Source organism: Aquabacterium sp., from assembly GCF_035476535.1.
Taxonomy (GTDB): Bacteria; Pseudomonadota; Gammaproteobacteria; order Burkholderiales; family Burkholderiaceae_C; genus Pseudaquabacterium.
Genome location: NZ_DATILJ010000171.1, coordinates 1 through 24,001, shown reverse-complemented (window position 1 = coordinate 24,001; position 24,001 = coordinate 1). Strand labels below are relative to the sequence as shown.

The window sequence follows — 24,001 nt, the reverse complement described above, 5'->3', positions numbered from 1 at the left end:
TGATCGAAGGCTTCGGGCGACGGGGCGATCACGATGTCCAATCCTTCAGCTGGCCGTCTTCCAGGACCTTGACCTGGGCCTCAACGGCCTGCAGCCGGCCGCGGCAGAGGGCCAGCAGCTCGGCACCGCGGCGGTAGCTGTCGAGCAGGCCGTCCAGCGGCATCTGGCCGCTTTCCATGGCCTGCACCAGGCGTTCCAGTTCGGCCAGCGCATCCTCGTAGCGGGCGGGCTCGGCATCTGGTGTGGCGGGGGCAGCGGTCATGGAGTCGAGGTCAGCGGGGAGTGCGGATTTTAGTCGCCACGCGGCGGGGCGCGCCGCCCCCCGGGTACACTCGCCGGTCCGGCCAGCCGCGAGGGTGGCCGTTCATCATTGAAAAACCCATCCGCGGGGCCACCGGGTGGGGGTTTAGACATCCTTGCTGGAGATCCTGGGGATCATGTCGGACCTGAGCATCAGTCTCGAAGCTCTTGCGCACACCCATGCGCATACACGCTCGCAGCTATCCGTTTCAAGCTATTTCGCCGACGAGTTGTTTCGTCGCGAGATGGAGTTGATCTTTCAGCACGGGCCCCGCTACCTGGGGCACGAACTGGCAATACCGGAAGTCGGAGACTACTACGCGCTGCCGCAGGAAGGCGAAGGCCGGGCCCTGGTGCGCACGCCGCAGGGCGTGCAGCTGCTGTCCAACGTCTGCCGCCACCGCCAGGCCGTGATGCTGCGCGGGCGTGGCAACACGCGCTCGAACATCGTCTGCCCGCTGCACCGCTGGACCTACGACCTGCAGGGCCAGTTGCTGGGCGCGCCGCATTTCGAGCAAGACCCCTGCCTGCACCTGAACAACTACCGCACGCGCCGCTGGAACGGCATGCTGTTCGAGGACAACGGCCGCGACATCGCCGCCGAACTCGGTGCCGTGGGGCCACGCGCCGACCTGGACTTCTCTGGCTACGTGCTCGACAAGGTGCACCTGCACGAGTGCCAGTACAACTGGAAGACCTTCATCGAGGTCTACCTTGAGGATTACCACGTCGGACCCTTCCATCCCGGCCTGGGCCAGTTCGTCAGCTGCGACGATCTGAGCTGGGAGTTCGGCCGCCACCACAGCGTGCAGACCGTGGGCATTCGCGACGCGCTGGCCAAGCCCGGCTCGGCCACCTACCAGCGCTGGCATGAGGCGGTGCTGGCTTTCCGTGGTGGCGTGCCGCCGAAACACGGCGCGATCTGGCTGACTTACTACCCGAACGTGATGGTCGAGTGGTACCCGCATGTGCTGGTGGTTTCCACGTTGTACCCGCGTGGCCCGCAGAAGACGCTGAACATCGTCGAGTTCTACTACCCGGAAGAGATCGCGGCCTTCGAGCGCGACCTGGTCGAAGCCGAGCAGGCCGCCTACCTGGAAACCTGCGTCGAGGATGACGAGATCGCCGAGCGCATGGACGCCGGCCGCCGCGCGCTGATGGAGCGCGGCGACGACGAAGCCGGGCCCTACCAGAGCCCGATGGAAGACGGCATGCGCGAGTTCCACACCTGGTACCGGCGGGCGATGGGCATGGGGCGCAGCCAACGCTAGCTTGCCGGCATCCAGGCGGGCCCTCGCTGCGTAGGAAGCGGCATGCCGCTCGCCCGCGCGGCCAGGAAAACCGCGTGACCGCCCTCCTGCACAAGACCCTGCTCGCACTGCTGGTGCTGCTCAGCCTGCCCTTGCGGGCCCATGACCTGTGGATCGCACCGAGCACGTTCAGGCCCGAGCCCGGGCAAGGCGTCGCGCTGCGTCTGCAGGTCGGCGAAAAGCTGAGCGGCGAGCCGCTGCCGCTGGTGCCCCAGCGGGTCAAGCGCTTCTTTGCGCACGACGGGCTCGCGGAGCGCCCGGTGGCAGCGCGGCGCGGCGGCGATCCAGCAGGGCAGTGGCGCGCTGGCGCGCCCGGCCTGCACGTCATCAGCTACCAGAGCCATGCCAGCCGGATCGAGCTGGATGCGCAGAAGTTCAACGCCTACCTGGCCGAAGAAGGGCTGGAGGCGGTGCTCAGGCTGCGCGCGCAGCGCGGCCACACCGCTGCGCCGGCCAGCGAGCGCTTCGCCCGCTGCGCCAAGAGCCTGCTGCAGGTCGGCCCGGCCGCCGAGGGCCAGCGCGACATCGACCTCGGCTGCACGCTGGAACTGGTGGCCGAGGGCAACCCCTATGCCGGCGCCGCCGATCTGCCCTGGCGCCTGCGCTACCTCGGCCAGCCCTTGGCCGGTGCACTGGTGGTGGCCTTGAATGCCCAGACCCCGGCGCAGGCGATCAGCGCCCGCACCGACGCCGAAGGCCGCGTGCGGCTGACCCTGGCCGCACGCGGCCTGTGGCTGGTCAAGGCCGTGCACATGCTGCCGGCCGAACCGGGCGCCGACGCCGAGTGGCAGAGCCACTGGGCTTCCGTGACCTTCGAACGTTAGGCCTGCCGGCGATGCGCCGGCATCAAGGCTGACATCAGGGCTGGTGGACCCAGTTGCCCTTGTCGATCTTCACCATCACGCGGGCGCGCTGGTCCAGCCCGTTGTGATCGTTCGGCGACATCGTGAAGATGCCGTGCGCGCCGGGCATCTCGCGGGTGGCTTCCAGCGCATCGCGCAGCGCCGCGCGGAAGGCCGGCGTGCCGGGCTGCGCCTTCTTCAGCGCCACGGTCACCGCGCGCTGCATCAGCAGACCGGCGTCCCAGGCATGGGCGCCGAAGGTTGACACCGAGCCCTTGCCGAACTTGGCTTCATAGGCGGCCACGTACTCCTGCGCGGTCTTGCGCGCCGGGTGGTGGGTAGGCAGCTGAGCGGCCACCAGCACCGGGCCGGCCGGCAGGATCGTGCCGTCACCATCGGCACCGACGACGCGCAGGAAATCATTGTTCGCGACGCCGTGCGTCTGGTAGATCTGGCCCTTGTAGCCGCGCTCCTTCAGCGCCTTCTGCGGTAGCGCGGCCGGCGTGCCGGAGCCGACCACCAGCACCGCCTGCGGGTTGGCGCCGACCAGTTTCAGCACCTGCCCGGTGACCGATGAATCGGTGCGGTTGTAGCGCTCGGTAGCAACGATGGTGATGCCCTTCAGCCCCGCGGCCTTGCCGAACTCGGTGAGCCAGCCTTCACCATAGGCGTCGGCAAAGCCGATGAAGCCCACCGTCTTGATGTTGTGGTCGCCCATGTGCTGGGCGATGGCCAGCGCCATCATGATGTCGTTCTGCGGCGTCTTGAAGACCCAGCGCCGCTTCGGGTCGACCGGCTCGACGATGCGCGAGGAAGCGGCCATCGAGATCATCGGCGTCTGGCTTTCCGACACCACGTCCAGCATCGACAGCGAGTTCGGCGTGGTCGTCGAGCCCAGGATCAGGTCGACCTTGCTCTCGGTGATCAGCCGGCGCGTGTTGGTCACGGCCGCCGTGGTGTCCGAGGCATCGTCGAGCACGATGTAGTTGACCTTCTGGCCGGCGATGCTGCGCGGCATCAGCTCGATGGTGTTCTTCTCGGGAATGCCCAGCGATGCCGCCGGTCCGGTGGCCGAGACGGTGACGCCGACGTTGATGTCGGCGCGTGCCGCCAGTGTGCCGGCGGCCAGTGCCACGGCGGTGGCCGTGTGCAGCAGGGATAGTATGAAGTTCATGCACATGTCTCCTTCTTCGGGGTCTTGGGACGGGATCGTTTGACGGCCGGCTTGGCTGGCGGCGGCACCTGCACCGCCGCCAGGCCGCCCAGGAACAGGTCCACCACCACCGGCGCCATCGCGTCATGGCGGATCGGCCCCTCGGGCTTCAGCCAGGTGAACATCCAGTTGATCATGCCGAACAGCAGCATCGTCAGCGGCGTGGCCAGCGCGGCCTGCGCCAGGTCGGGTCGCAGCGCCGTCACCGCATCGGCGAAGGCGGCGACCACTTCGCGCTCGCCGCCGAGCACACGCTCGCGTGCGTCGGCGTCAAGGAACTTCACGTCCTCGGTCAGCACGCGGTGTTCGTTCTGCGCATCGGCATAGGCCCGCACGAAGCGGGCGATCAGCTGCGCCAGGCGATCCCGCGGGCTGTGGGTCTCGGCCCGCACCTCGGCGACCAGCGACTGCAGACGCCCGACGTGGGCCCGCGCCACGCACAGCAGCAGCTCGTGCTTGTCCCGCACATAGTGGTAGAGCGTGGGCTTGGAGATGCCGCAGGCGGCCGCCACCTGATTCATCGAGGTGGCGGTGTATCCCTGGTGCGCAAACAGCGCGGCCGCCTGCGCGAGGATGGCTTCACGCTGATCGTCGAAGGCGGCGGTTCGGACGCGTCCCATGTGCGTTATCTGTCATCGAAGGACACGGTGACCGCCGGCGTCAGCGGGTGCGCCTGGCAGGTCAGCACGAAGCCCGCGGCCAGGTCGGCCGGCTCCAGCGCAAAGTTTCGGTCCATGCGCACTTCGCCGGCCTGCAGCCGGGCCCGGCAGGTGCCGCAGACGCCGGACTTGCAGGAGTACGGCACGTCCATGCCGGCCCGCGCGGCCGCTTGCAGGATGTGGCCGTCGCTCTCCGCAAAGGGCACGACGCGGGTGAAGCCATCGCGCACGATCGTGATCTGCGCCTGGGCCACGTCGCCGGCCTGGGCCACCGGCAGCGGCGCGGCGCCGTCGGGCACGCCGAAGCGTTCAATGTGGATGCGCCCGGGCGCCAGGCCGGCGTCGCGCAGCGCGGCTTCGGCCTCGTCGTTCAGGCCGTAGGGGCCGCAGACATAGGCCGCATCAATGCCTTGCACGTCGATCAGCGTGCGCAGGAAGACGGCCAGCTTGTCGCGGTCGATGCGGCCGCTGGACAGCGGCGCATCCACCGGTTCGCGCGAGAACACCGGGTGGATCGCCAGTCGCGTCAGGTGGCGGTTCTTCAGGTCTTCGAGTTCTTCCTTGAACATCGTCGACGCACCGCTGCGGTTGCCGTAGATCAGCGTCGCGTGGCTGTGCGGTTCCTGCGCCAACAGCGAACGCAGGATGGCCAGGATCGGCGTGATGCCGCTGCCGCCGGCGATCAGCAGCACATGGCGCCTCGCCTGCGGATCGGGGCGGAACGTAAAGCGGCCCTGCGGCGGCATCACGTCGATCGTCTCGCCGGCCTTCAACTCTGCGTGCACCCAACTCGAGAACAGGCCACCGGGCACATGGCGGATGCCGACCTGCAGCCGGGCTGGGTCGGTGCCGGAGCAGATCGAGTACGAACGGCGCTGCTCCTCGCCGTTCAGCGTGTGGCGCAAGGTCAGGTGCTGGCCGGGCTCGAAGGCAAATGCGTCACGCAGGGAGTCCGGCACGTCGAAGCCGAGCACCAGCGCGTCTTCGGCCTCGGGCCGGTACTCGGCGATGCGCAGTGGGTGGAAGTGCGTATCACCGCTCATGTCAGCCCCCTGGTCGCGTTGCTCCCACCCCCCGAGGGGGATTCGCCCTTGGGGCGGCCCGGCGTGCTCATATCGGCTTGAAGTGTTCAAAGGGTTCGCCGCAGGCCAGGCAGCGGTACAGCGCCTTGCAGGCAGTGGAGCCAAAGGCCGACAGCCGTTCGGTGTTGCCTGATTCGCAACGCGGGCAGTTCAAGGCCTTCGGCACGAAGCGCACGACCTGCTCGCCGCAACGCCCCGGCGGCGCGATGCCGTAGTCGCGCAGCTTGCGCCGCCCTTCGTCGCTGATCCAGTCGGTGGTCCAGGCTGGCGCACGTCGCGTGGTGACGCGCACGGGGCCCAGGCCTGCGGCCTCGAGCGCCTCAACCACACTGGCGGCGATGAGCTCGGTGGCCGGGCAGCCGGAATAGGTCGGCGTCAGCACCACGTCCAGCCCGTCGTCGTCCGAGCGCACATCGCGCACGATGCCGAGCTCGACCAGCGAGATCACCGGCACTTCCGGATCCGGCAGCTGGGCCAGCACTCGCCAGGCTTCCTGCGTGCGGTCCTTCAGCTCGGCGCCACACATCACCACACTCCTCCTGGAAAGCTGCGCTGAAGGTACTGCATCTCGGCCAGCATGAAGCCCAGGTGCTCGCTGTGCACACCTCGCCGTCCGGTGGACCGGAACGCGCCGGCTGCGGGCATGGCGAGTTGCGCTTCGGCGAACACCGGTTCCAGTTCGGCAAGCCAGGCGGACTGCAGTTCATCCATGCCCGGCCCGAGTCCCGATGCACGGGCAGCGGCATCCACCGCATCGGCCTCGAACATCTCGGGCACATAAGGCCAGGCGCGCTGCAGCGCGGCGCGCATGCGGGCGGCCGACTCATCGGTGCCGTCGCCCAGCCGCACGGCCCACTCGGCCGCATGGCCCTGGTGGTAGCGCGCTTCCTTGACCGCCTTGCCGGCGATGGCGGCCACCTCGGCATCGCTGGAATCCTGCAGCCGCCGCCACAACAGCTTGAACCAGGTGGCCAACAGGAGATTGCGCAACACCGTGTCGGCAAAGTCGCCACCACCCTTGCGCAGCGGCAATTCGACCAGCGTGAGGTTGCGGTAGTCCCGCTCGTCGCGCAGGAAGGCCAGTTGGTCTTCGTCGTAGCGCAGGCCCCCGCCTTCGCCATGCAAGTGCCCGGCATGCGTCAGCAGCGCCCTGGCCTGCCCCAGCAGGTCCAGCGCAATGTTGCTCAGCGCGATGTCTTCTTCCAGCACGGGGCCATGCCCACACCACTCGGTCAAGCGTTGCGCATGGATCAGCGCGGTGTCGGCGATGCGCAGCAGGTACTCGACGTCCTGTCGAGGCTGCAGCGAGATCGATGCGGTGCTCATGCCCGGCTCAGATGTGGTTGACGGCATCGGGCAGCACGTAGAAGGTCGGGTGGCGGTAGACCTTGTCCTCGGCGGGATCGAACAGCATGTCCTTGTCGCCGGGATCGCTGGCCACGATCAAGGCCGAGGGCACGACCCACAGGCTGACGCCTTCCTGGCGCCGCGTGTAGACCTCGCGCGCCAGGCGCAGCGCCATCTTCGCGTCGGCCGCATGCAGGCTGCCGCAGTGCTTGTGGTCCAGGCCGGCCTTGGGCCGCACGAAGACTTCCCACAAAGGCCACTCGGCCGCTTTCGCGTCCTTCGGCCATTCGTTTCGTGTGTTATCACTCATGTTCAATCCCTCAGGCGGCTTGCGCCCGCAGTGCGCGCTTGCGTTCATGCACCATGGCCGCATCACGCACCCAGGCGCCGTCGTCGCGGGCCTTCACGCGGGCGGCCAGGCGCTCACGGTTGCAAGGGCCGTCACCGCCGACGACGCGCCAGAACTCGGCCCAGTCGATGGACCCGAAATCATGGTGGCCGCGTTCGGCGTTCCATTTCAACGCCGGGTCGGGCATCGTCACGCCCAGCACCTGGGCCTGCTGCACCGTCGCGTCAACGAACTTCTGCCTTAAATCGTCGTTGCTGATGCGCTTGATGCCCCAGCGCATCGACTGGCCGGAGTTGGAGCTCTCGCTGTCCGGCGGGCCGAACATCATCAGGCTGGGCCACCACCAGCGGTTCACCGCGTCCTGCACCATCGCGCGCTGCGCTGCCGTGCCTTGGCTCATCATCGTCAGCAGCGATTCGAAGCCCTGGCGCTGGTGGAAGGATTCTTCGCGGCAGATGCGGATCATCGCGCGCGCATACGGCCCGTAGCTGCAGCGGCACAGCGGCAACTGGTTCATGATTGCCGCGCCATCGACCAGCCAGCCGATCACGCCCATGTCGGCCCAGCTGAGCGTCGGGTAGTTGAAGATCGAGCTGTACTTGGCCTGGCCCGCATGCAGCGCGTCGATCATCTGATCGCGGCTGGTGCCCAGGGTTTCGGCGGCGGCGTACAGGTAGAGGCCATGGCCGGCTTCGTCCTGGATCTTGGCCAGCAGAATCGTCTTGCGCTTGAGCGTCGGCGCGCGCGTGACCCAGTTGCCCTCGGGCAGCATGCCGACGATCTCGGAGTGCGCATGCTGGCTGATCTGGCGCACCAGCGTCTTGCGGTAGTGCTGCGGCATCCAGTCCTTGGCCTCGATGAAACTCCCTTCGTCGATGCGGGCTTCGAAGCGCTGCTCCAGCAGCGCTTCCTCGGCCGAGCGCACCGGCGCGCGCTCTTCCTTGGGGGCGGTGTCCATCGCCTGGGTGTACATGGCGGGTTCCTTTGTTTCGGGCGCTGTTTTGGGTGCTGTCTTGGGCGCTACTTCGGCCGCTTGTCGATCACGCGCCGGGCCTTGCCGACCAGCGTGCGCTCGATCGAATCAGGCGCGCCCACGGTCACGCGCGCACTGACGCCGATCAAGCTCTTGATCTGCTGCTGCAGCGCATGGCCGATTTCCACGCCATTCGCCGCCTGATGCTCGGGCAGCAACTCGCAGCGCACGTCCAGTTCGTCCAGCAGGTCCTGGCGTGTCACCACCAGCTGGTACTGGCCGGCCAGCTGGCCCTGCTTCAGCACCAGCTCCTCGATCTGCGTCGGGAACACGTTGACGCCGCGGATGATCAGCATGTCGTCCGAGCGACCGACGATCTTGCCCATGCGCCGCATGCTGCGCGCGGTGGGCGGCAGCAGCCGCGTCAGGTCGCGCGTGCGGTAGCGGATGACCGGCAGCGCTTCCTTGCTCAGCGTCGTGAACACCAGCTCGCCTTCACGGCCTTCGGGCAGCACTTCACCGGTGTCGGGGTCGATGATCTCGGGGTAGAAATGGTCCTCCCAGATCACCGGTCCGTCCTTGCTCTCGATGCACTCGTTGGCCACGCCCGGGCCCATCACTTCCGACAGGCCGTAGATGTCCACCGCATCGATGCCGGCGTCGGCCTCGATGCCGGCGCGCATCGCTTCGGTCCACGGTTCGGCGCCGAAGATGCCGACGCTGACCGACATCGCCCGCGGGTCCAGCCGCTGGCGTTTGAACTCCTCGATGATCACCTGCATGTAGCTGGGCGTGACCATGATGATGTCGGGCTGGAAATCGACGATCAGCTGCACCTGCTTCTCGGTCTGGCCGCCGGACATCGGGATCACCGTGCAGCCCAGACGCTCGGCTCCGTAGTGCGCGCCCAGCCCGCCGGTGAACAGGCCATAGCCATAGGCCACGTGCACGATGTCGCCGGCGCGGCCGCCGGCGGCGCGGATCGAGCGCGCCATCAGCTGCGCCCAGGTGTCGATGTCGGCTTGCGTGTAGCCCACCACCGTCGGCTTGCCGGTGGTGCCGGACGAGGCATGGATGCGCACCACCTGCCGGCGCGGCACCGCGAACATGCCGAAGGGGTAGTTCCTGCGCAGGTCGTCCTTGACGGTGAACGGGAACTTCGCCAGATCGGCCAGGCTCTTGCAGTCCGACGGATGCACGCCCCTGGCATCGAAGGCCTGGCGGTAGTGCGGCACGTTCTCGTAGGCCTGGGCCAGCGTGTGCTGCAGGCGCTTCAGTTGCAAGGCCTGCAGTTCGTCGCGGCTGGCGCGCTCGATCGGCTCCAGGTCACCCGGGGCGGGTTGTTTCACAGGCATTCAGGCACCTCGCTGAACGGGGAGACCACCGATCACCGGCCGCCCCTTCATCGTGTACGAGCGGCCGCGGAACATCGCCACACGCTCACCGCGCTGGTTGCGGACTTCGATGTCGTACAACCCGGTGCGACCTGACTTGCTGAGCTCCTGTGCCACAGCGGTCAGCACATCGCCGGCATGCGAGGGCGCCAGCAGATCGACCGAGAAGCCCGCTGCCACCGTCAACTCGTCGTAGGCATTGCAGGCATAGGCAAACGCGGTGTCGGCCAGCGTGGACACCAGGCCACCATGGCAGATCGCGAAGCCGTTCAGCATGTCGGCCCGCACCGGCATCGAGGCGCTCGCGCGGCCGGGGCCGATGCTGTCCACGGTGATGCCCAGCGTGCGCAGCACGGTGTCCTTGGCGAGCATCGCCGCGCGCACGGCTTCGGCGGTTTGTTGGGCACGTTGTTGCGCGATTTCCGGGGTGGTTTCAGGCACGGTCATGGGCGCTTGCATCCTGAAAATTGACCGACCGGTCGGTAGATCAATCTGAAGCCGGATACTACGGCGGCAAGGCCGGCTGATGCAAGTCAAAGCGCGGCCGGGTTTTCACCAGGGGCCTGCCGCCCGGCGGCGTGGCCGAAGGGGACTTTGGCGCAGGCCCATGGGCCCGCGCGGCAGCGCACCAAGCCGGTCAGATGTCACGTTTGGGTGCGATGCGAAGCGGGTTTGAAACCTGATGGCCCGGCCGGCGGAACCGGATTGAAACACGGGGCACTCAGCATTCGAGCCATCGCTGCGAAGCCTTCGCAGCCTGCCCATCGAAGGACTGAGCATGACCCGCACCCGACTCCTGATCCATTCCCGCCGCATGAGCCAGCAGCGCCGTGCGCACACGCCGCGCACCGGTCCCGCACGCGTCAAGGCCTCAGCGGCCGGCGGCCACCTTGCGCAACAGTTCGAGCAGCATCGCCCGTTCGGCGGCGCTCAGGCGGCCGTCTAGCTCACGCTCCATCGGCCCCGCAGCGGCCGCCGCGTCGCGCGACAGGCGCTGGCCGGAGTCGGTCAGCACGATGTTCTGCGAGCGGCGGTCGGTCTGGTTGCGCTCGCGCAGCAGCAGGCCGCGCTGCTGCAGGCGGTCCAGCAGCAGCGTCAGGTTGGGCGCGGTCAACGCCAGCACCTGGCCCAGCCTTTTGGGCGATAGCGGCCCGTTTTCCAGCAGCAGCATCAGGATCGAGAACTCCACCTTGCGCAGGTTGAAGCGCTCGCCGACATGGCGCTCGAACATGTCCACCGTGGTCACCGCCGCCTGCGCGATGTGATAGCCCAGCACATCGGCCAGGGTGCCCAGCGACACGGTGGCCGGCGCCACCCGGGGTTCGGCGGCAGTGCCGGCAGGCGGCACCAGTTTGACAATGGAACGTGGCATGGGCTGGAAGATTGGCTGGCGAGCGGCTGGCTGTCGTCGGCGATCGCCGTCAATCCTGCTTGCGCGCGGCGCCGAGGTAGGTTTCGATCACGCGCGGGTCGCCGGCCAATTGCGCCGCCGGCCCTTCGAGCGCGATGCTGCCGGTCTCCAGCACATAGGCGTGGTTGGCCACTTCCAGTGCGGCGCGGGCGTTCTGCTCGATCAGCAGGATGCTGACGCCCTGCTCGCGCAGCTGCTCGATGATGCGGAAGATCTCGCGCACGATCAGCGGCGCCAGGCCCAGGCTGGGCTCATCCAGCATCAGCAGCTTCGGCCGTGACATCAGCGCCCGGCCCACCGCCAGCATCTGGCGCTCGCCGCCGGACAAGGTGCCGGCCAGCTGCGTGCGCCGCTCCTTCAGCCGCGGGAACAGCGCGTAGACGCGCTCGATCTCGTTGCGCCAGTTCGGTACGCGCAGCTTCATCGCGCGGAAGCCGCCGAGGATCAGGTTGTCCTCCACCGGCATCGTGCTGAACAGCTCGCGCTTTTCCGGCACCAGCGCCAGGCCCAGCATCACACGCTCTTCGAGCGAGACCTCCGCCAGATCCACACCGTCGAAAGTGACTTGGCCACGCGAAGGCAGCATCGCGATCAGTGCATTCAGCGTGGTTGATTTGCCGGCGCCGTTGGGCCCGATGATGGTGGCGACCTGGCCTTTGGCGACCGAGAAACTCAGTCCGGTCAGCACCTCGGCGCGGCCGTAGCCGGCGTGCAGGTTGGTGACTTGAAGCAATGCGTCGGCCATGTCAGTGTTCCGTACCCAGATAGGCGGCGCGCACCACCGGGCTGGCCTGCACTTCGGCCGGCGTGCCTTCGATCAGGCGGGTGCCGAATTCCATCACCACGATGCGGTCGGTCAGGCCCATCACGAAATCCATGTCGTGCTCGACCAGCAGGATGCTCATGCCTTCGGCCTTCAGCTGGCGCAGCACATCGCCCAGCGCCTGCTTCTCCTTGTGGCGCAGGCCGGCGGCGGGCTCGTCCAGCAGCAGCAGCGCGGGATCGGTGCACAAGGCTCGCGCAATCTCCATCAGGCGCTGCGGGCCCAGCGCCAGGTTGCCGGCCAGCTCATGCATCTTGTCGGCCATGCCGATGCGCTGCAGCTGCGCCTCGGCCTCGGCGAACAGGCGCTTCTCTTCGGCACGGTCCAGCCGCAGCATCGCCCGCAGCGTGCCGGAACTGGTGCGCAGGTAGCCGCCCAGCGCCACGTTCTCCAGCACCGTCATCTCCGGGATCATCTTCACGTGCTGGAAGGTGCGCGAGATGCCGCGCCGCGCGATGTTGCGCGAGGGCTGGCCGTCGATGCGCTCGCCGCGGAAACGCACCTGGCCACGGGTGAGCGCCAGCACGCCGGTGATCAGATTGAAGGTGGTCGACTTGCCGGCGCCGTTGGGACCAATCAGGCCGACGATGTCGCCGCTCTTGATCTTGAAGCTCACGTCGTTGACGGCCACCAGGCCGCCGAACTCCTTGCGCACCGCGTCCACTTCCAGCATCAGCTCGCCGGCCGCGGGCTTGCTGCGCACGGCCAGGCGCTGCGCGCTGTCCCAGTCCTTCACCCGCCGGGGCGCCGGCAGCCAGCGCGTGACGAAGGTCCACAGCCCGTCGGGCGCGTACTTCAGCACCAGCACCAGCACCAGGCCGAAGACGATGATCTCGAAGTTGCCGCTGGTGCCGATCAGTTGGGGCAATAGCACCTGCAGCTGATCCTCCACCAGCTTGACCACGCCAGCGCCGATGAAGGCGCCCCAGACATGGCCGACACCGCCGAGCACCGCGATGAACAGGTACTCGATGCCGCGGTGGATGCCGAACGGCGACGGATTGACCGTGCGCTGGAAATGCGCGAACAACCAGCCCGAGACGGCGGCCAGCACCGCGGCGATGACGAACACGATGACCTTGTAGCGCAAGGTCGAGATGCCCATGGCCTCGGCCATCGTCGTGCCGGTCTTCAGCGCGCGGATGGCCCGGCCGGGGCGTGAATCCAGCAGGTGCGTGACCGCCAGCGCGCCGATCAGCGCGAAGACCCAGATCAGCACGTAGATGCCGCGGCCGCTGCCCAGGTTGGCGCCGAACAGCGTGATCGGCGGCACGCCCAGGATGCCGTCGTACTTGCCGAGGAACTCCATGTTGGACATGGTGTAGTAGATCGTCAGGCCCCAGGCGATGGTGGCCAGCGGCAGGTAGTGGCCGGACATGCGCAAGGTGATGGCGCCCAGCACCAGCGCCACCAGCACCGACAGCGCGACGCCGATCGGCAAGGTCAGCCACGGTGAGACGCCCATCTTGACGGCCAGGAAGGCCGCCGTGTAGGCACCGACGCCGACGAAGGCCGCCTGGCCGAAGGACGTGAGCCCGGACACGCCGGTGAGCAACACCAGGCCCAGCGCGACGATGGCGTACAGGCCGATGTAGTTGAGCTGGGTGATCCAGAAGTCCGGCAGCGGCAGCAGCGGCACGGCCAGCAGCATCAGTGCCGCGAAGACCGGGAAAGCGAAACGCGTCAGCATGATTTTCAATGTTCCTCGCTGTGCGGATCGCGCAACGAGCGCCACAACAACACCGGGATGATCGAGCTGAAGACGATCACCTCCTTGAAGGCGCTGGCCCAGAACGAGCCGAAGCTTTCCAGCAGGCCGACCGCCAGCGCGCCGATCAAGGCCTGCGGATAGCTCGACAGTCCGGCGAACACCGCCGCGACGAAACCCTTCAGGCCGATCAGGAAGCCGGAGTCGTAGAACACCGTCGTCGTCGGACCGATCAGCAGGCCCGACAGCGCACCGATGAAGGCCGCCATCGTGAAGGTCAGGCGCCCGGCCGAATCGGACGAGATGCCCATCAGCCGCGCGCCCAGGCGATTCACCGCCGTCGCGCGCAAGGCCTTGCCGTACAGCGAGCGTTCGAAGAAAAGCCACAGCGAGACGATCAGCGCCAGCGAAGCCAGGAAGATGATCAGCGTCTGGCCCGACAGCATCAGCGGACCGACATTGAAGCGCGCATCCCAGAAGCTCGGGTTGCGAAAGCCCTCGGCACCGAAGAACAGCAGGCCCAGGCCGGTCAGCGCGAAATGCACGCCCACCGAGACGATCAGCAGCACCAGCACGGTCGCATCGGCCAGCGATTCATAGGCCAGCCGGTAGATCAGCGAGCCGAAGGGCGTGACCAGCGCCAGCGTCAGCAGCGCCTGCACCAGCAGCGGAAAATTATGCGGCGCGGCCCAGATGGCCAGCGCCGAGATCAGCACCGGATAGGCCACTGTGTGCAGCACGCGCAAGACGATGCGCCGCGGGCTGTGGCCGTGCCGGAAACCGTTGACCAGATCGGCCAGTGCCGCCAGTCCGGTCAGCACCAGCAGGAACCAGACGGTGCCCGGCACCTTGCCGAGCTGGAACAGCGCGAGCGTCAAGGCGCCGAACGCGACGAACTCCCCTTGCGGGATGAAGATGATGCGGGTGACCGCAAACACCAGCACGGTGGCCAGTGCCAGCAGCGCATAGATCGCACCATTGGTCACGCCATCCAGCGCCAGGATGCTGGCTATCGAGAAGTCCATCGCGCGCGTCTCTTAACAATCAGTCTTCGTAGGCCCAGTCGCTGTTCACGACTTTCAGCATCACCCCAGTCTTGGTGGTGTAACCCCAGTGGTCGTCCTTGGTCCAGTTCATGATGCCGTGGGCGAACACCGTGCGGCCCATGGTTTCGATGGCATCACGCAGCGCGGCACGGAATTCCTTGGTGCCGGGCTTGGCGGTCTTCAGCGCCACCGGCACGGCCTTTTCCAGCACGATCAGCGCGTCGTAGGCATGGCCGGCGAACTGGTTGCGCGAGCCGGCGCCATAGGCCTTTTCGTACTTGGCGACGAAGTCCAGTGCCAGCGGCTTGGACGGGTGGCTGTCAGGCAGCAGTTCACCGACCACGGCCGGGCCGGAGGCGACATAAGTGCCTTCGACATCCTTGCCGCCGATGCGCATCAGGTCACGCGTGGCCGCGGCATGGGTCTGGTAGACCTTGCCCTTGTAGCCGCGTTCGACGATGGCCTTCTGCGGCATCGCGGCGCCGGAGCCCGAAGCCACGATCAGCATCGCATCGGGGTTGGCCGCGACCAGCTTCAGCGCCTGCGCGGTGACGCTGGTGTCGCTGCGCGCGAAGCGTTCGGCAGCGATGACCTTGATGCCGTTCTTCTCGGCCAGCGGCGTGAATTCCTTCAGCCACTGCTCGCCATAGGCATCGGTGTAGCCGAGGAAGCCGACCGTCTTGATGTTCTGCTTGCGCATCAGGTTCAGCATCGCGAACGCCATCACGGTGGTCGACTGCGGCAGGCGGAAGGTCCAAGCGTCCTTGCCCGGCGGCAGGCCGGCCGGCGAAGCGGCCAGCTGCACGGTGCCGGATTCGGCCGCCACATCGGCCATCGGAATCGCCACCGGCGTGGCGGCCGAGCCGATGATGATGTCGACCTTGTCCTCGGTGACGAAGCGGCGCGCGTTCTGCACGCCCTTGGTCGGGTCGGTGGCGTCGTCGAGGATGATGACCTTCAGCTTCTCGCCCGCCACTGTCTGCGGCCAGAGCTTGAAGTAGTTCTGCATCGGAATGCCCAGGCCCGAGGCCGGGCCGGTCAGCGGCAGGCTGATGCCCACGGTGAGGTCGGCCCAGGCCGGCAGCGCGGCCAGCAAAGCCACACCGGCGGCGGCCCATGTCTTGATCAGTTTCATCGTGATGTCTCCTGGCAATGTTCGAGGGGTATCACAGGCACAGCGCCTTGATGTCCTCGGGAACGGGAATGGAACGCAAACGATCCGGGTCGGCCGGATCGCGGATGACGAAGGTGCGGATCTCGGTGCCCTCGCACAGCAGATCGCTGCCGCGCAGCACCCGGTGGCGGTGAATGAAGACCTTGCGCCGCCACTCCTCGATCGAGGTGTGCACCTCGATCTCCTGGCCATAGGTGGCAGGCTTGAAGAAGCGGGTGTGGATCTCCAGCAGCGGCGCGCCGACGATGCCGCGGATCTTGTGCAACTCGCGCCACGGCGGCACGCCGCAGGCCATGAAGAAGCTCAGCGAACTCTGGTCCATCCAGCGCGAGAAATTCGGGAAGAACACGATGCCGGCCGGATCGCAGTCGCCGAAGTGCACCTGCACGCGATGAATGATCGTTTTGCTCATGGGCCCGCATGGTATCCATCACGTGCGGCTCAGGTCGGCTCAGGACTCCGGCGTAAAGCCGATGCGCTTGACGATCGGACCCCAGGCAAGGTTTTCGTCCTTCACCGCCTTGGCCAGTTCGTCCGGGCTGGTGACGGCGACCTCCAGGCCGTAGGCCGCCAGGGCCTCGCTCATCTCGAGCGTGCTCATCGCCGCCTTGATCGCCGCCGCGTGGCGCTGCACCACATCGGCCGCTGCCTTGCCGGGCAGGAAGAAGCCGTACCACTCCACCTGCTCCAGCGCCTTGAAGCCAAGTTCGGTGAAGCTGGGCACCTCCGGCAGGAAGCGCGAGCGCTTGGGGCCCGAGGTGGCCAGCACACGCAGCTTGCCGGTCTTGACATGCGGCAGGTAGTCACCGATCGGGCCGACGAAGGAGGTGAGCTGCCCACCCAGCAGATCCTGGATGCCCGGCACCGTGCCGCGGTAGGGCACGTGGCTCAAAGCGACGCCCGATTCCTTTTCCAGCAGCGCGCCGACGAAGTGCGGCGGCGAACCGGCGCCGGGCGAGCCGTAGTTGGCCTGGCCCGCCGCCGTCTTGGCCCAGGCCAGGAAGTCCTTGAGCGTCTTCACCGCCGGCGGCACGCCGGGGCCGACCGCCAGGCCGAAGACCACGCTGGTGGCGCCGCACACCGGCGTCACGTCCTCGATGCCGTAGGGCAGCTTGGGGTACAGGTGCGGGTACAGCGTGATCATCGCCGCCGGCGTCAGCAGCAGCGTGCTGCCGTCGTTCTTGGCGCGCTTGAGTTCGTCAACCGCCAGGCGGCCACCGGCACCGGGCTTGTTTTCGACCAGCGCCACCTTGGCCAGGGTGCCACGTACTTTGTCGGCCACGCGCCGGGCCACCACATCGACCGTGCCGCCAGCCGGGAAGCCGCTGAGGATGCGTAGCGTCTCCAGCGGCTCGGCGGCCTGGGCGTTGCCCAGCAGGCCGGTACCGGCCGCGGTGGAAATCAGGAGTTGTCTGCGATTGAACATGAGTCGTTTTTGCCGCTGCAATTGAAAGTTATGATTGATCAGCGTGGCGCCATGCGCAGCGCGCCGTCGAGGCGGATCACTTCACCGTTCAGGTGGCCGTTGCTGACGATGTGCAGCGCCAGATCGGCGAATTCTTCGGGCTTGCCCAGGCGCTTGGGGAACGGGATCGAACCGGCCAGCGACTGCTGCACGGCCTCTGGCAGCTGGTTCATCAGCGGCGTCATGAACAGCCCCGGCGCGATGGTGCACACGCGCACGCCGAACTGCGCCAGGTCGCGCGCCAGCGGCAAGGTCATGCCGACGATGCCGCCCTTGCTGGCCGAGTAGGCCTCCTGGCCGACCTGGCCATCGAAGGCCGCCACCGACGCGGTGTTGACGATGACGCCGCGCTCGCCGTCTTCCAGGCCTTCCAGCGGCGCGATGCGCGCCGCGGCCAGGCGCACGACGTTGTAGGTGCCGATCAGGTTGATGCGCACCACGCGCTCGAAGTCTTCCAGCGGTGCCGGCGAGCCATCTTTCTGGATCACCCGCTTGGCGGTGCCGATGCCGGCGATGTTCATCACGATGCGCGCCGGGCCATGCGCCGCCTGCGCGGCATCGAGCGCTGCCGTGACCGAGGCCGAGTCGGTGATGTCGCAGCGGCAGGCCAGGCCGCCGATGGCCTCGGCCACGCGCTGCGCGCCTTCGGCATTGACGTCGAGGATGGCCACTTTGGCGCCCTGCGCGGCCAGCGCGCGTGCCACCGCCTCGCCGAGGCCGGAGCCACCGCCGGTGACGAGGGCTGCTTGTCCTTGAATCTTCATGACGGGTGTTTCCTTGAATGCGTCAGTTCAGCGCGGGGTCGGCAGGATCAGGAACGTGTCGCTGGTCTTGCCGCGGTACAGGGCTTCGACCAGTGCGTCGCGGTGGCTCAGCACCGCGCGCTGGTTGATCGAGCCCTTGTCGGTGATTTCGCCCTTGTCGATCGACGGCGGCTCGGCCATCACATGCAGCCGGGCCGGCCGGTTGGCGCTACCGGTGCCTTCGGCCCACAGCTGGTCAAGCAGGGTCTGGAAGAAGCTGCGCACCGTCGGGTGCTGCAAGACTTCGGACGCCGGCGCATCGTCGGGCAGGCCGGCCAGGCGGCGCGCTTCATCGATGCGCGGGAACACCAGCAGGCCGATCTCGTCGCGGTTCAGACCGGCCACCACGCTGTCCTGCACGCAGGGGAAGCCCAGCGCCAGTGCGCGGGCACGCAGCGGCCCGACGCTGACGAAGGTGCCGGTGGAGAGCTTGAAGTCCTCGGCGATGCGGCCGTCGAACATCAGGCCCTGGTTGGGGTCGGCCGGATCCAGGAACTTGGCCGCGTCACCGGTGCAATAGAAACCTTCGTCGTCGAAGGCCGCGGCGGTGAGCTCGGGCTCGCGCCAGTAGCCCGGGGTCACGTTGGGGCCTCGAAAGCGGATCTCGTTCTTGTCGCCCATCGGCACCAGCTTGACCTCGACGCCCGGCACCGGCAGCCCGATCAGGCCGGCGCGGCCTTGATCGGCCAGTGAATGCGTGCAGGTCGGTGCGGTCTCGGTCATGCCCAAGCCGGTGATGACCTTGATGCGCTCGCCGATCACCGCTTCGGCGTGGCTGTCCATCGCGTTCAGCGTGGCCTGCGACATGCCGGCGCCACCGCACTCGAAAGCCTGCAGGCGGCTGAAGAAGTTGCGGCGCAAGTCGGCGTCGTGGTTCATCGCCGAGCACAGCTCGTCGAAGCCCTTGGGCACGTTGAAATAGATCGTCGGGGCGATCTCCTTCAGGTTGCGCACGGTTTCGGCAATGCCCTTGGGCGTGGGTTTGCCGTCGTCGAGGTACAGCGTGCCGCCGTTGTAGAGCACGACGCCGACGTTGTGGCTGCCGCCAAAGGTGTGGTTCCACGGCAGCCAGTCGACCACCACCGGCGGCTCATCGGCCAGGAAGGCCAGTGCCTGCTGGATCATCTGCTGGTTGGCGCACCACATGCGGTGCGTCACCACCACGCCCTTGGGCTGCTTGGTCGAGCCCGAGGTGAATGCAAACTTGGCGATGGTGTCCGGCCCCACCGCGGCATGCGCGGCTTCACCGGTGGCGCCGGGCACGGTGGCCAGCAGTTGATCGAATGTCAGCGCCTCGCGGCCGGCCACGCTGCCCTGCGTCAGCAGCAGCGCCACATCGGGCGCCACGCAGGCGTTGATGGCGCGGGCAAAGGGTTCACCATGGCTGGCGAAAACCATGCCCGGCTGCAGCTTGCCGAGGATGTGGCGCAGCTTGCCGTAGTCCTGCGCCACAACAGAGTAGGCGGCCGAGATGGTGCAGCTGGGCACACCGGCCCACAGCGCACCGATCAGCAGGCTCAGGTGTTCGAGGTCGTTGTCGGACAGGATCACCAGCGGGCGCTCGGCCGACAGGCCGCGATCTACCAGCGCCTGGCCGATGGCCTGGGCGCGGGCCAGCATCTGCGCGTAGCTGATGCGCTCCCAGTCACCGCCGCCGGGCGCTCTGCGCGCGGCGAAGGTGCGGTCCGGCGCCACGCGCGCCCAGTGTTCCAGCTTGTCGGTCAGGCGCGCCGGATAGTCGCCCAGTGCTTCGGTCGAGCGCAGCAGCTGCACGCCGCCATCGCGTGTCTCCAGCGTGGCGTCCAGGCAGCCGCCCACGCGCACGGCGCGGTAGCGCGCTGCCGACCCCGCCGGTGAGGCTGCCGATGGGGCCACATCAGCGCTCATGACGACTTCACCACTTTGCCGGCACGCCCTTCCAGGAAGGCCCGCAGGCGATCCTGGGCCTCGGGCGTGTTGGCCGCCGCGGCAGCCATCAGCGATTCGGTGAACAGGCCTTCAGCGGGCGCCTGCTCGACGATGCGCGGCAGCGCATGCATCACCGCAAACGCTGTCATCGGCGAATTACTGGCGATCTTCTCGGCCAGCGCCAGGCCCTTGGCCAGGCCCTCGCCGCTGGCCACGCGGTACTGCACCAGGCCGGCGCGTTCACCTTCGTCGGCATCGAAGACGCGGCCGGTCAGCATCATGTCGGTCATGCGGGCCACGCCCATCAGTCGCGGAATGCGCACCGAGCCGCCACCGCCGACGAAGATGCCGCGCTGGCCCTCGGGCAGGCCGAAGTACGCTGAATCCTCGGCCACGCGGATATGGCAGGACGCCGCCAGCTCCAGCCCGCCGCCCACCACCGCCCCGTGCAGTACGGCAATCACCGGCACATGGCCGAACTGCACGGCCTCGAACGCGGCGTGCCACATGCGCGAGTGCAGCACGGCGGCGTGGATCTCGCGCTGCACCAGTTCCGACAAGTCCAGGCCGGCGCAGAAGTGATCGCCCTCGCCGCTGATCAACACCGCCTTGGTCTGCTCCGGCAGGTTCAGGAAGGCGGTGTGCAGCTGCTGGATCAGCGTGTCGTTGATGGCGTTGCGCTTGGCCGGGCGGTTCAAACGCAGGTGCAGCACCGGTCCGCGCAGGCTCACCTGCAACAAGTCCAGCGTGGCCAGCAAGCCCTCGGCGGGCACGAAGTCAGCAATCATCGGGGCTCTCTCAAATAGTTTTCAAGCTGAATTAAATCAGCGAAGCGAATGGTGCGTCAAGTCCGGGATACAAGCAAGGGAACCTAGGGTTTTCACCAGTCACCTCTTGCCGATTTCATTCAATTGCTGAACAATAAGCGCGTCGAACACAGTTCCCAGGCCTGTCCCTGGAAGGAGACCACCGTGCAAGCCTTCATTCCCTACGGCATCTACTGGTCGACCCCCTTCGCCAAGTGGCAGGGATCCCTGGCGAACATGAACGCGGTGCGCCTGGCGGCGGTGGTCGGCAAGCAGGCGCTGGCCGCCCGCAAGTTCCCGATGGAGCACGTCGATCTCGGCGTGCTGGGCCTGACCAACCCGCAGAAGGGCAGCTTCTACGGCCTGCCCTGGCTGACCGGCATGATGGGCATCGACCGCGTCGGCGGCCCCACCGTGCAGCAGGCCTGCGCCACCAGCGTGCGGGCGATGCAGATGGCCGCGCAGGAAGTGGCCTGCGGCACGGCACGCTGTGCGCTGCTGGTGATGTGCGACCGCCAATCCAACGGCCCGGTCGTCTACTACCCCGACCCCAGCGGCACCGGCGGCTACGGCATCACCGAGCACTGGGTACCGGACAACATGGCGCTGGACCCCTACGCGCTCAACCCGATGCTGGTGACCGGCGAGAACGTCGCCACGCGCTACGGCATCAGCACCGCCGAGCAGCACGCGCTGAAGCTGCACCGCTACCAGCAGTACACCGCCGCATTGGCCGACGACCGCGCCTTCCAGCGCAAGTACATGGTCGAGGTGCCGATCAGCGACAGCAAGTTCAAGAAGCAGACCGGCCTGCTCAGCGCCGACGAAGGCATCTTCCCGACCACCGCCGAGGGCCTGGCGCGCCTGAAACCGGTGAAGGAAGGCGGCAGCATCACCTTCGGCGGCCAGACCCACCCGGCGGACGGCAATGCCGGCGCCATCGTCACCAGCCGCGACATCGCGCGTGAAGTGGCCACCGATCCCGGCATCGAGATCGAGATCCTCGGCTTCGGCATGGCACGCGTCGAGAAGGGCTACATGCCCGCCGCGCCGGGGCCGGCCGCACACAACGCGGTGAAGCAGGCCGGACTGACGTTCAGCCAGATCGACGCGGTCAAGACCCACAACCCCTTCGCGGTGAACGACATCGCGCTGGCCCGCGACACCGGCTTCGCCTGGGAAAAGATGAACAACTACGGCAGCTCCATCATCTGGGGCCACCCGCAGGGCCCGACCGGGCTGCGCGGCGTGATCGAGCTGGTCGAGGAACTGGTGCTGCGCGGCGGCGGCACGGGCCTGTTCACCGGCTGCGCGGCCGGCGACACCGGGCTGGCCACGGTGATCCGCGTCACCGATTCGCGTTCACGCTGATTCACCGCCGCTCCGCCAAACCACCCTTCTAGCACGTTATCAAACTGGAGACCTGCATGAAAGTCATCAGCCCCGACGAAGTCGGCGCACTCATCAAGGACGACGCCACCATCTTCCTCGGCGGCCTGGCGATCACCAGCCTGCCCGAAGAAATTCTGCAAGGGCTGGAGCGCAGCTTCCTGGCTACCGGCCACCCGCGCAACTTGAGCACCTGGGCCTGCGGCGCGGTAGGCAACTCCGGCGAGGCCGGCATGAAGCACTTCGCGCACGCCGGCATGATCAAGCGGGTGGTGGCCGGTCACTTCGGCCAGACCGGCAAGGAGATGATGAAGATGGTCTTCGACGGCGAGGTCGAGGCCTACAACTTCCCGCAGGGCACGCTGTCGCACCTGACACGGCAGATCGCCAACCGCTCACCCGGCGTGCTGACGCAGGTGGGCCTGGGCACCTTCGTCGACCCGCGGCTGGAAGGCGGCAAGATGAACAGCCGATCGACGGCCGAGCTGGTCAAGCTGGTGCAGTTCGAAGGCGACGAGTGGCTGTTCTACCCGGCGCCGCGCATCGACGTGGCGATCATCCGCGGCACCGTGGCCGACGAGCGCGGCAACATCACGCTGGACAAGGAAGGCGTGCTGCTCGAACAGCTGGCCATCGCGCAGGCGGCCAAGCGCTGGGGCGGCATCGTCATTGCGCAGGTCGAGCGCATCGTCAAGGCCGGCAGCCTGCACCCCAAGGCGGTGAAGGTGCCGGGCCTGGTGGTCGACTACGTGGTGATCGGCCAGCCCGAGAACCACATGCAGACCATCAGCACGCAGTTCAGCCCGGCGCTGTGCGGCGACATCCAGGTGCCCACCGGCAGCATGACGCCGATGCCGCTGGACGAGCGCAAGGTCATCGCCCGCCGCGCCGCGCTGGAAGTGACGCCGGGGGCGATCACCAACCTGGGCATCGGCATCCCGGCGGGCATTCCCACCGTGGCGGCCGAAGAAGGCGTGTCGGACCTGCTCACGCTGTCGATCGAAAGCGGTGTCAACGGCGGCATCCCGGCGCAGCTGGGCGACTTCGGCCTGGCCTACAACGCCGAATCGATCATCGAGCAGAGCGCGCAGTTCGATTTCTACGACGGCGGCGGCCTGGACGCCAGCTTCCTGGGCCTGGCCCAGACCGATGTGCACGGCAACGTCAACGTCAGCAAGTTCAACGGCCGGCCGGTGGGCTGTGGCGGCTTCGTCAACATCACGCGCTCGACCAAGAAGCTGGTGTTCTGCGGCGCCTTCACCGCCGGCGGGCTGGATGTCAGCGTCGGCGGCGGCAAGCTGGTGATCAACAAGGAAGGCAAGTCGCGCAAGTTCATCGAACAGGTCGAGCAGATCACCTTCAACGGCCACGACGCCGCATTGCGCCGGCAAGAAGTGGTGTTCGTCACCGAGCGCGCCGTGTTCCACCTGCGCGAGGACGGCCTGGAGCTCACCGAGGTGGCGCCCGGCATCGACATCGAACGTGATGTGCTGGCCCACATGGGCTTCCAGCCGATCATCAAGAACGTCAAGACCATGGACCCGGGCATCTTCAGCGAGACCTGGGGTGGTTTGGCCGCACTGAAGGGCAAAGCATGAGCACCGGAACTTCCCAACGCCCATTCGCAGCGTCCTTCGAGGACATATGGATCGTCGACGGCGTGCGCACGCCCTTCATCGACTACTGCGGCGCGCTGGGCGCGATCTCGCCCACCGACATGGGCATCAAGGTGGCGCGGGAAGCGCTGCTGCGCTCGAAGATGGCAGGCAGCGACATCGGCTCGGTGATCACCGGTTCGATGGCCCAGGCCGACTTCGATGCCTTCGTGCTGCCGCGCCACATCGGCCTCTACGCAAATGTGCCGATAGCAGTGCCGGCGATCCTGGCCGCGCGCATCTGCGGCACCGGCTTCGAGCTGTTCCGCCAGGCCGCCGACCAGATCACGCTGGGCTACTGCGACACCGCGCTGGTCGTCGGCAGCGAATCGATGACACGCAAC

The 24,001-nt window shown here is 67.4% G+C and carries 24 protein-coding genes and 2 pseudogenes; 6 read left to right on the top strand and 20 right to left on the bottom strand.

Annotated features, from left to right (window positions below; translation table 11 throughout):
* Positions 1-28 precede the first annotated feature (28 nt).
* Positions 29-262 carry an exodeoxyribonuclease VII small subunit gene (gene xseB, locus VLK61_RS16525; protein ID WP_325422710.1) on the bottom strand — a complete coding sequence of 78 codons (234 nt, stop codon included), beginning with the start codon at positions 260-262 and terminating at the stop codon, positions 29-31.
* Between the two features lie 175 nt (positions 263-437).
* Between xseB and VLK61_RS16520 the strand changes: the two genes are divergently transcribed.
* The gene (locus VLK61_RS16520) at positions 438-1,571 is read left to right on the top strand and encodes an aromatic ring-hydroxylating oxygenase subunit alpha (RefSeq protein ID WP_325422709.1); all 1,134 of its coding nucleotides are present in this window, start codon (positions 438-440) and stop codon (positions 1,569-1,571) included.
* A gap of 74 nt (positions 1,572-1,645) precedes the next feature.
* Complete coding sequence (locus tag VLK61_RS16515) at positions 1,646-2,434, top strand: DUF4198 domain-containing protein (RefSeq protein ID WP_325422708.1); 789 nt, start codon at positions 1,646-1,648, stop codon at positions 2,432-2,434.
* Positions 2,435-2,468: 34 nt separating this feature from the next.
* Here VLK61_RS16515 and VLK61_RS16510 read toward each other — a convergent pair whose 3' ends face one another.
* The 19 genes from VLK61_RS16510 to VLK61_RS16420 all read right to left on the bottom strand — a co-directional run bounded on the left by VLK61_RS16510 (position 2,469) and on the right by VLK61_RS16420 (position 20,595).
* Positions 2,469-3,626 (bottom strand): ABC transporter substrate-binding protein, encoded by a 1,158-nt coding sequence (locus VLK61_RS16510; protein ID WP_325422707.1) that lies wholly within the window; start codon positions 3,624-3,626, stop codon positions 2,469-2,471.
* Positions 3,623-4,285 (bottom strand): TetR/AcrR family transcriptional regulator, encoded by a 663-nt coding sequence (locus VLK61_RS16505; RefSeq protein WP_325422706.1) that lies wholly within the window; start codon positions 4,283-4,285, stop codon positions 3,623-3,625. The genes VLK61_RS16510 and VLK61_RS16505 overlap by 4 nt, the downstream gene beginning before the upstream one ends.
* Positions 4,286-4,290: 5 nt before the next feature.
* Positions 4,291-5,367, bottom strand: coding sequence for a 1,2-phenylacetyl-CoA epoxidase subunit PaaE (gene paaE, locus VLK61_RS16500; protein ID WP_325422705.1), 1,077 nt, complete (start codon positions 5,365-5,367; stop codon positions 4,291-4,293).
* A gap of 67 nt (positions 5,368-5,434) precedes the next feature.
* On the bottom strand, positions 5,435-5,932 hold the full coding sequence (paaD, locus tag VLK61_RS16495; RefSeq protein WP_325422704.1) for a 1,2-phenylacetyl-CoA epoxidase subunit PaaD: 498 nt from the start codon (positions 5,930-5,932) through the stop codon (positions 5,435-5,437).
* Positions 5,932-6,732, bottom strand: coding sequence for a 1,2-phenylacetyl-CoA epoxidase subunit PaaC (gene paaC / locus VLK61_RS16490; protein WP_325422703.1), 801 nt, complete (start codon positions 6,730-6,732; stop codon positions 5,932-5,934). The genes paaD and paaC overlap by 1 nt, the downstream gene beginning before the upstream one ends.
* A 7-nt stretch (positions 6,733-6,739) precedes the next feature.
* Positions 6,740-7,063, bottom strand: a complete 324-nt coding sequence (gene paaB, locus VLK61_RS16485; RefSeq protein WP_325422702.1) for a 1,2-phenylacetyl-CoA epoxidase subunit PaaB — start codon at positions 7,061-7,063, stop codon at positions 6,740-6,742.
* A gap of 10 nt (positions 7,064-7,073) precedes the next feature.
* Complete coding sequence (paaA, locus tag VLK61_RS16480) at positions 7,074-8,075, bottom strand: 1,2-phenylacetyl-CoA epoxidase subunit PaaA (protein WP_325422701.1); 1,002 nt, start codon at positions 8,073-8,075, stop codon at positions 7,074-7,076.
* A gap of 47 nt (positions 8,076-8,122) precedes the next feature.
* Complete coding sequence (gene paaK / locus VLK61_RS16475; RefSeq protein WP_325422700.1) at positions 8,123-9,430, bottom strand: phenylacetate--CoA ligase PaaK; 1,308 nt, start codon at positions 9,428-9,430, stop codon at positions 8,123-8,125.
* Positions 9,431-9,916, bottom strand: a complete 486-nt coding sequence (gene paaI / locus VLK61_RS16470; RefSeq protein ID WP_325422699.1) for a hydroxyphenylacetyl-CoA thioesterase PaaI — start codon at positions 9,914-9,916, stop codon at positions 9,431-9,433.
* Positions 9,917-10,340: 424 nt separating this feature from the next.
* On the bottom strand, positions 10,341-10,841 hold the full coding sequence (locus VLK61_RS16465; RefSeq protein ID WP_325422698.1) for a MarR family winged helix-turn-helix transcriptional regulator: 501 nt from the start codon (positions 10,839-10,841) through the stop codon (positions 10,341-10,343).
* 49 nt (positions 10,842-10,890) lie between these two features.
* Positions 10,891-11,625 (bottom strand): ABC transporter ATP-binding protein, encoded by a 735-nt coding sequence (locus tag VLK61_RS16460; protein WP_325422697.1) that lies wholly within the window; start codon positions 11,623-11,625, stop codon positions 10,891-10,893.
* Between the two features lies 1 nt (position 11,626).
* The gene (locus VLK61_RS16455) at positions 11,627-13,393 is read right to left on the bottom strand and encodes a branched-chain amino acid ABC transporter ATP-binding protein/permease (protein ID WP_325422696.1); all 1,767 of its coding nucleotides are present in this window, start codon (positions 13,391-13,393) and stop codon (positions 11,627-11,629) included.
* A 5-nt stretch (positions 13,394-13,398) separates the two neighbouring features.
* Positions 13,399-14,436 carry a branched-chain amino acid ABC transporter permease gene (locus VLK61_RS16450; protein ID WP_325422695.1) on the bottom strand — a complete coding sequence of 346 codons (1,038 nt, stop codon included), beginning with the start codon at positions 14,434-14,436 and terminating at the stop codon, positions 13,399-13,401.
* A gap of 19 nt (positions 14,437-14,455) precedes the next feature.
* On the bottom strand, positions 14,456-15,592 hold the full coding sequence (locus VLK61_RS16445) for an ABC transporter substrate-binding protein (RefSeq protein WP_325422694.1): 1,137 nt from the start codon (positions 15,590-15,592) through the stop codon (positions 14,456-14,458).
* Positions 15,593-15,623: 31 nt separating this feature from the next.
* Positions 15,624-16,043, bottom strand: coding sequence for an acyl-CoA thioesterase (locus VLK61_RS16440; protein ID WP_325422693.1), 420 nt, complete (start codon positions 16,041-16,043; stop codon positions 15,624-15,626).
* A 39-nt stretch (positions 16,044-16,082) separates the two neighbouring features.
* On the bottom strand, positions 16,083-17,057 hold the full coding sequence (locus VLK61_RS16435; protein WP_325422692.1) for a Bug family tripartite tricarboxylate transporter substrate binding protein: 975 nt from the start codon (positions 17,055-17,057) through the stop codon (positions 16,083-16,085).
* Between the two features lie 38 nt (positions 17,058-17,095).
* On the bottom strand, positions 17,096-17,860 hold the full coding sequence (locus VLK61_RS16430; RefSeq protein ID WP_325422691.1) for an SDR family NAD(P)-dependent oxidoreductase: 765 nt from the start codon (positions 17,858-17,860) through the stop codon (positions 17,096-17,098).
* Positions 17,861-17,887: 27 nt separating this feature from the next.
* The gene (locus VLK61_RS16425) at positions 17,888-19,786 is read right to left on the bottom strand and encodes a feruloyl-CoA synthase (RefSeq protein WP_325422690.1); all 1,899 of its coding nucleotides are present in this window, start codon (positions 19,784-19,786) and stop codon (positions 17,888-17,890) included.
* Positions 19,783-20,595, bottom strand: a complete 813-nt coding sequence (locus tag VLK61_RS16420) for a crotonase/enoyl-CoA hydratase family protein (RefSeq protein ID WP_325422689.1) — start codon at positions 20,593-20,595, stop codon at positions 19,783-19,785. Before VLK61_RS16420 ends, VLK61_RS16425 begins: the two co-directional genes overlap by 4 nt.
* A 255-nt stretch (positions 20,596-20,850) precedes the next feature.
* Between VLK61_RS16420 and VLK61_RS32260 the strand changes: the two are divergent.
* The 4 genes and pseudogenes from VLK61_RS32260 to VLK61_RS16405 form a co-directional block, all read left to right on the top strand.
* A pseudogene (locus tag VLK61_RS32260) lies at positions 20,851-21,507 on the top strand (thiolase family protein); the annotation flags it as partial.
* Positions 21,508-21,582: 75 nt separating this feature from the next.
* Positions 21,583-21,984: a hypothetical protein gene (locus VLK61_RS32255; protein ID WP_414636821.1), complete on the top strand. Its 402-nt coding sequence runs from the start codon at positions 21,583-21,585 to the stop codon at positions 21,982-21,984.
* A gap of 56 nt (positions 21,985-22,040) precedes the next feature.
* Positions 22,041-23,600 carry an acyl CoA:acetate/3-ketoacid CoA transferase gene (locus VLK61_RS16410; protein WP_325422687.1) on the top strand — a complete coding sequence of 520 codons (1,560 nt, stop codon included), beginning with the start codon at positions 22,041-22,043 and terminating at the stop codon, positions 23,598-23,600.
* Positions 23,597-24,001 (top strand): annotated as a pseudogene (locus VLK61_RS16405) (acetyl-CoA C-acyltransferase); the annotation flags it as partial. The gene VLK61_RS16410 and the pseudogene VLK61_RS16405, both read left to right, overlap by 4 nt.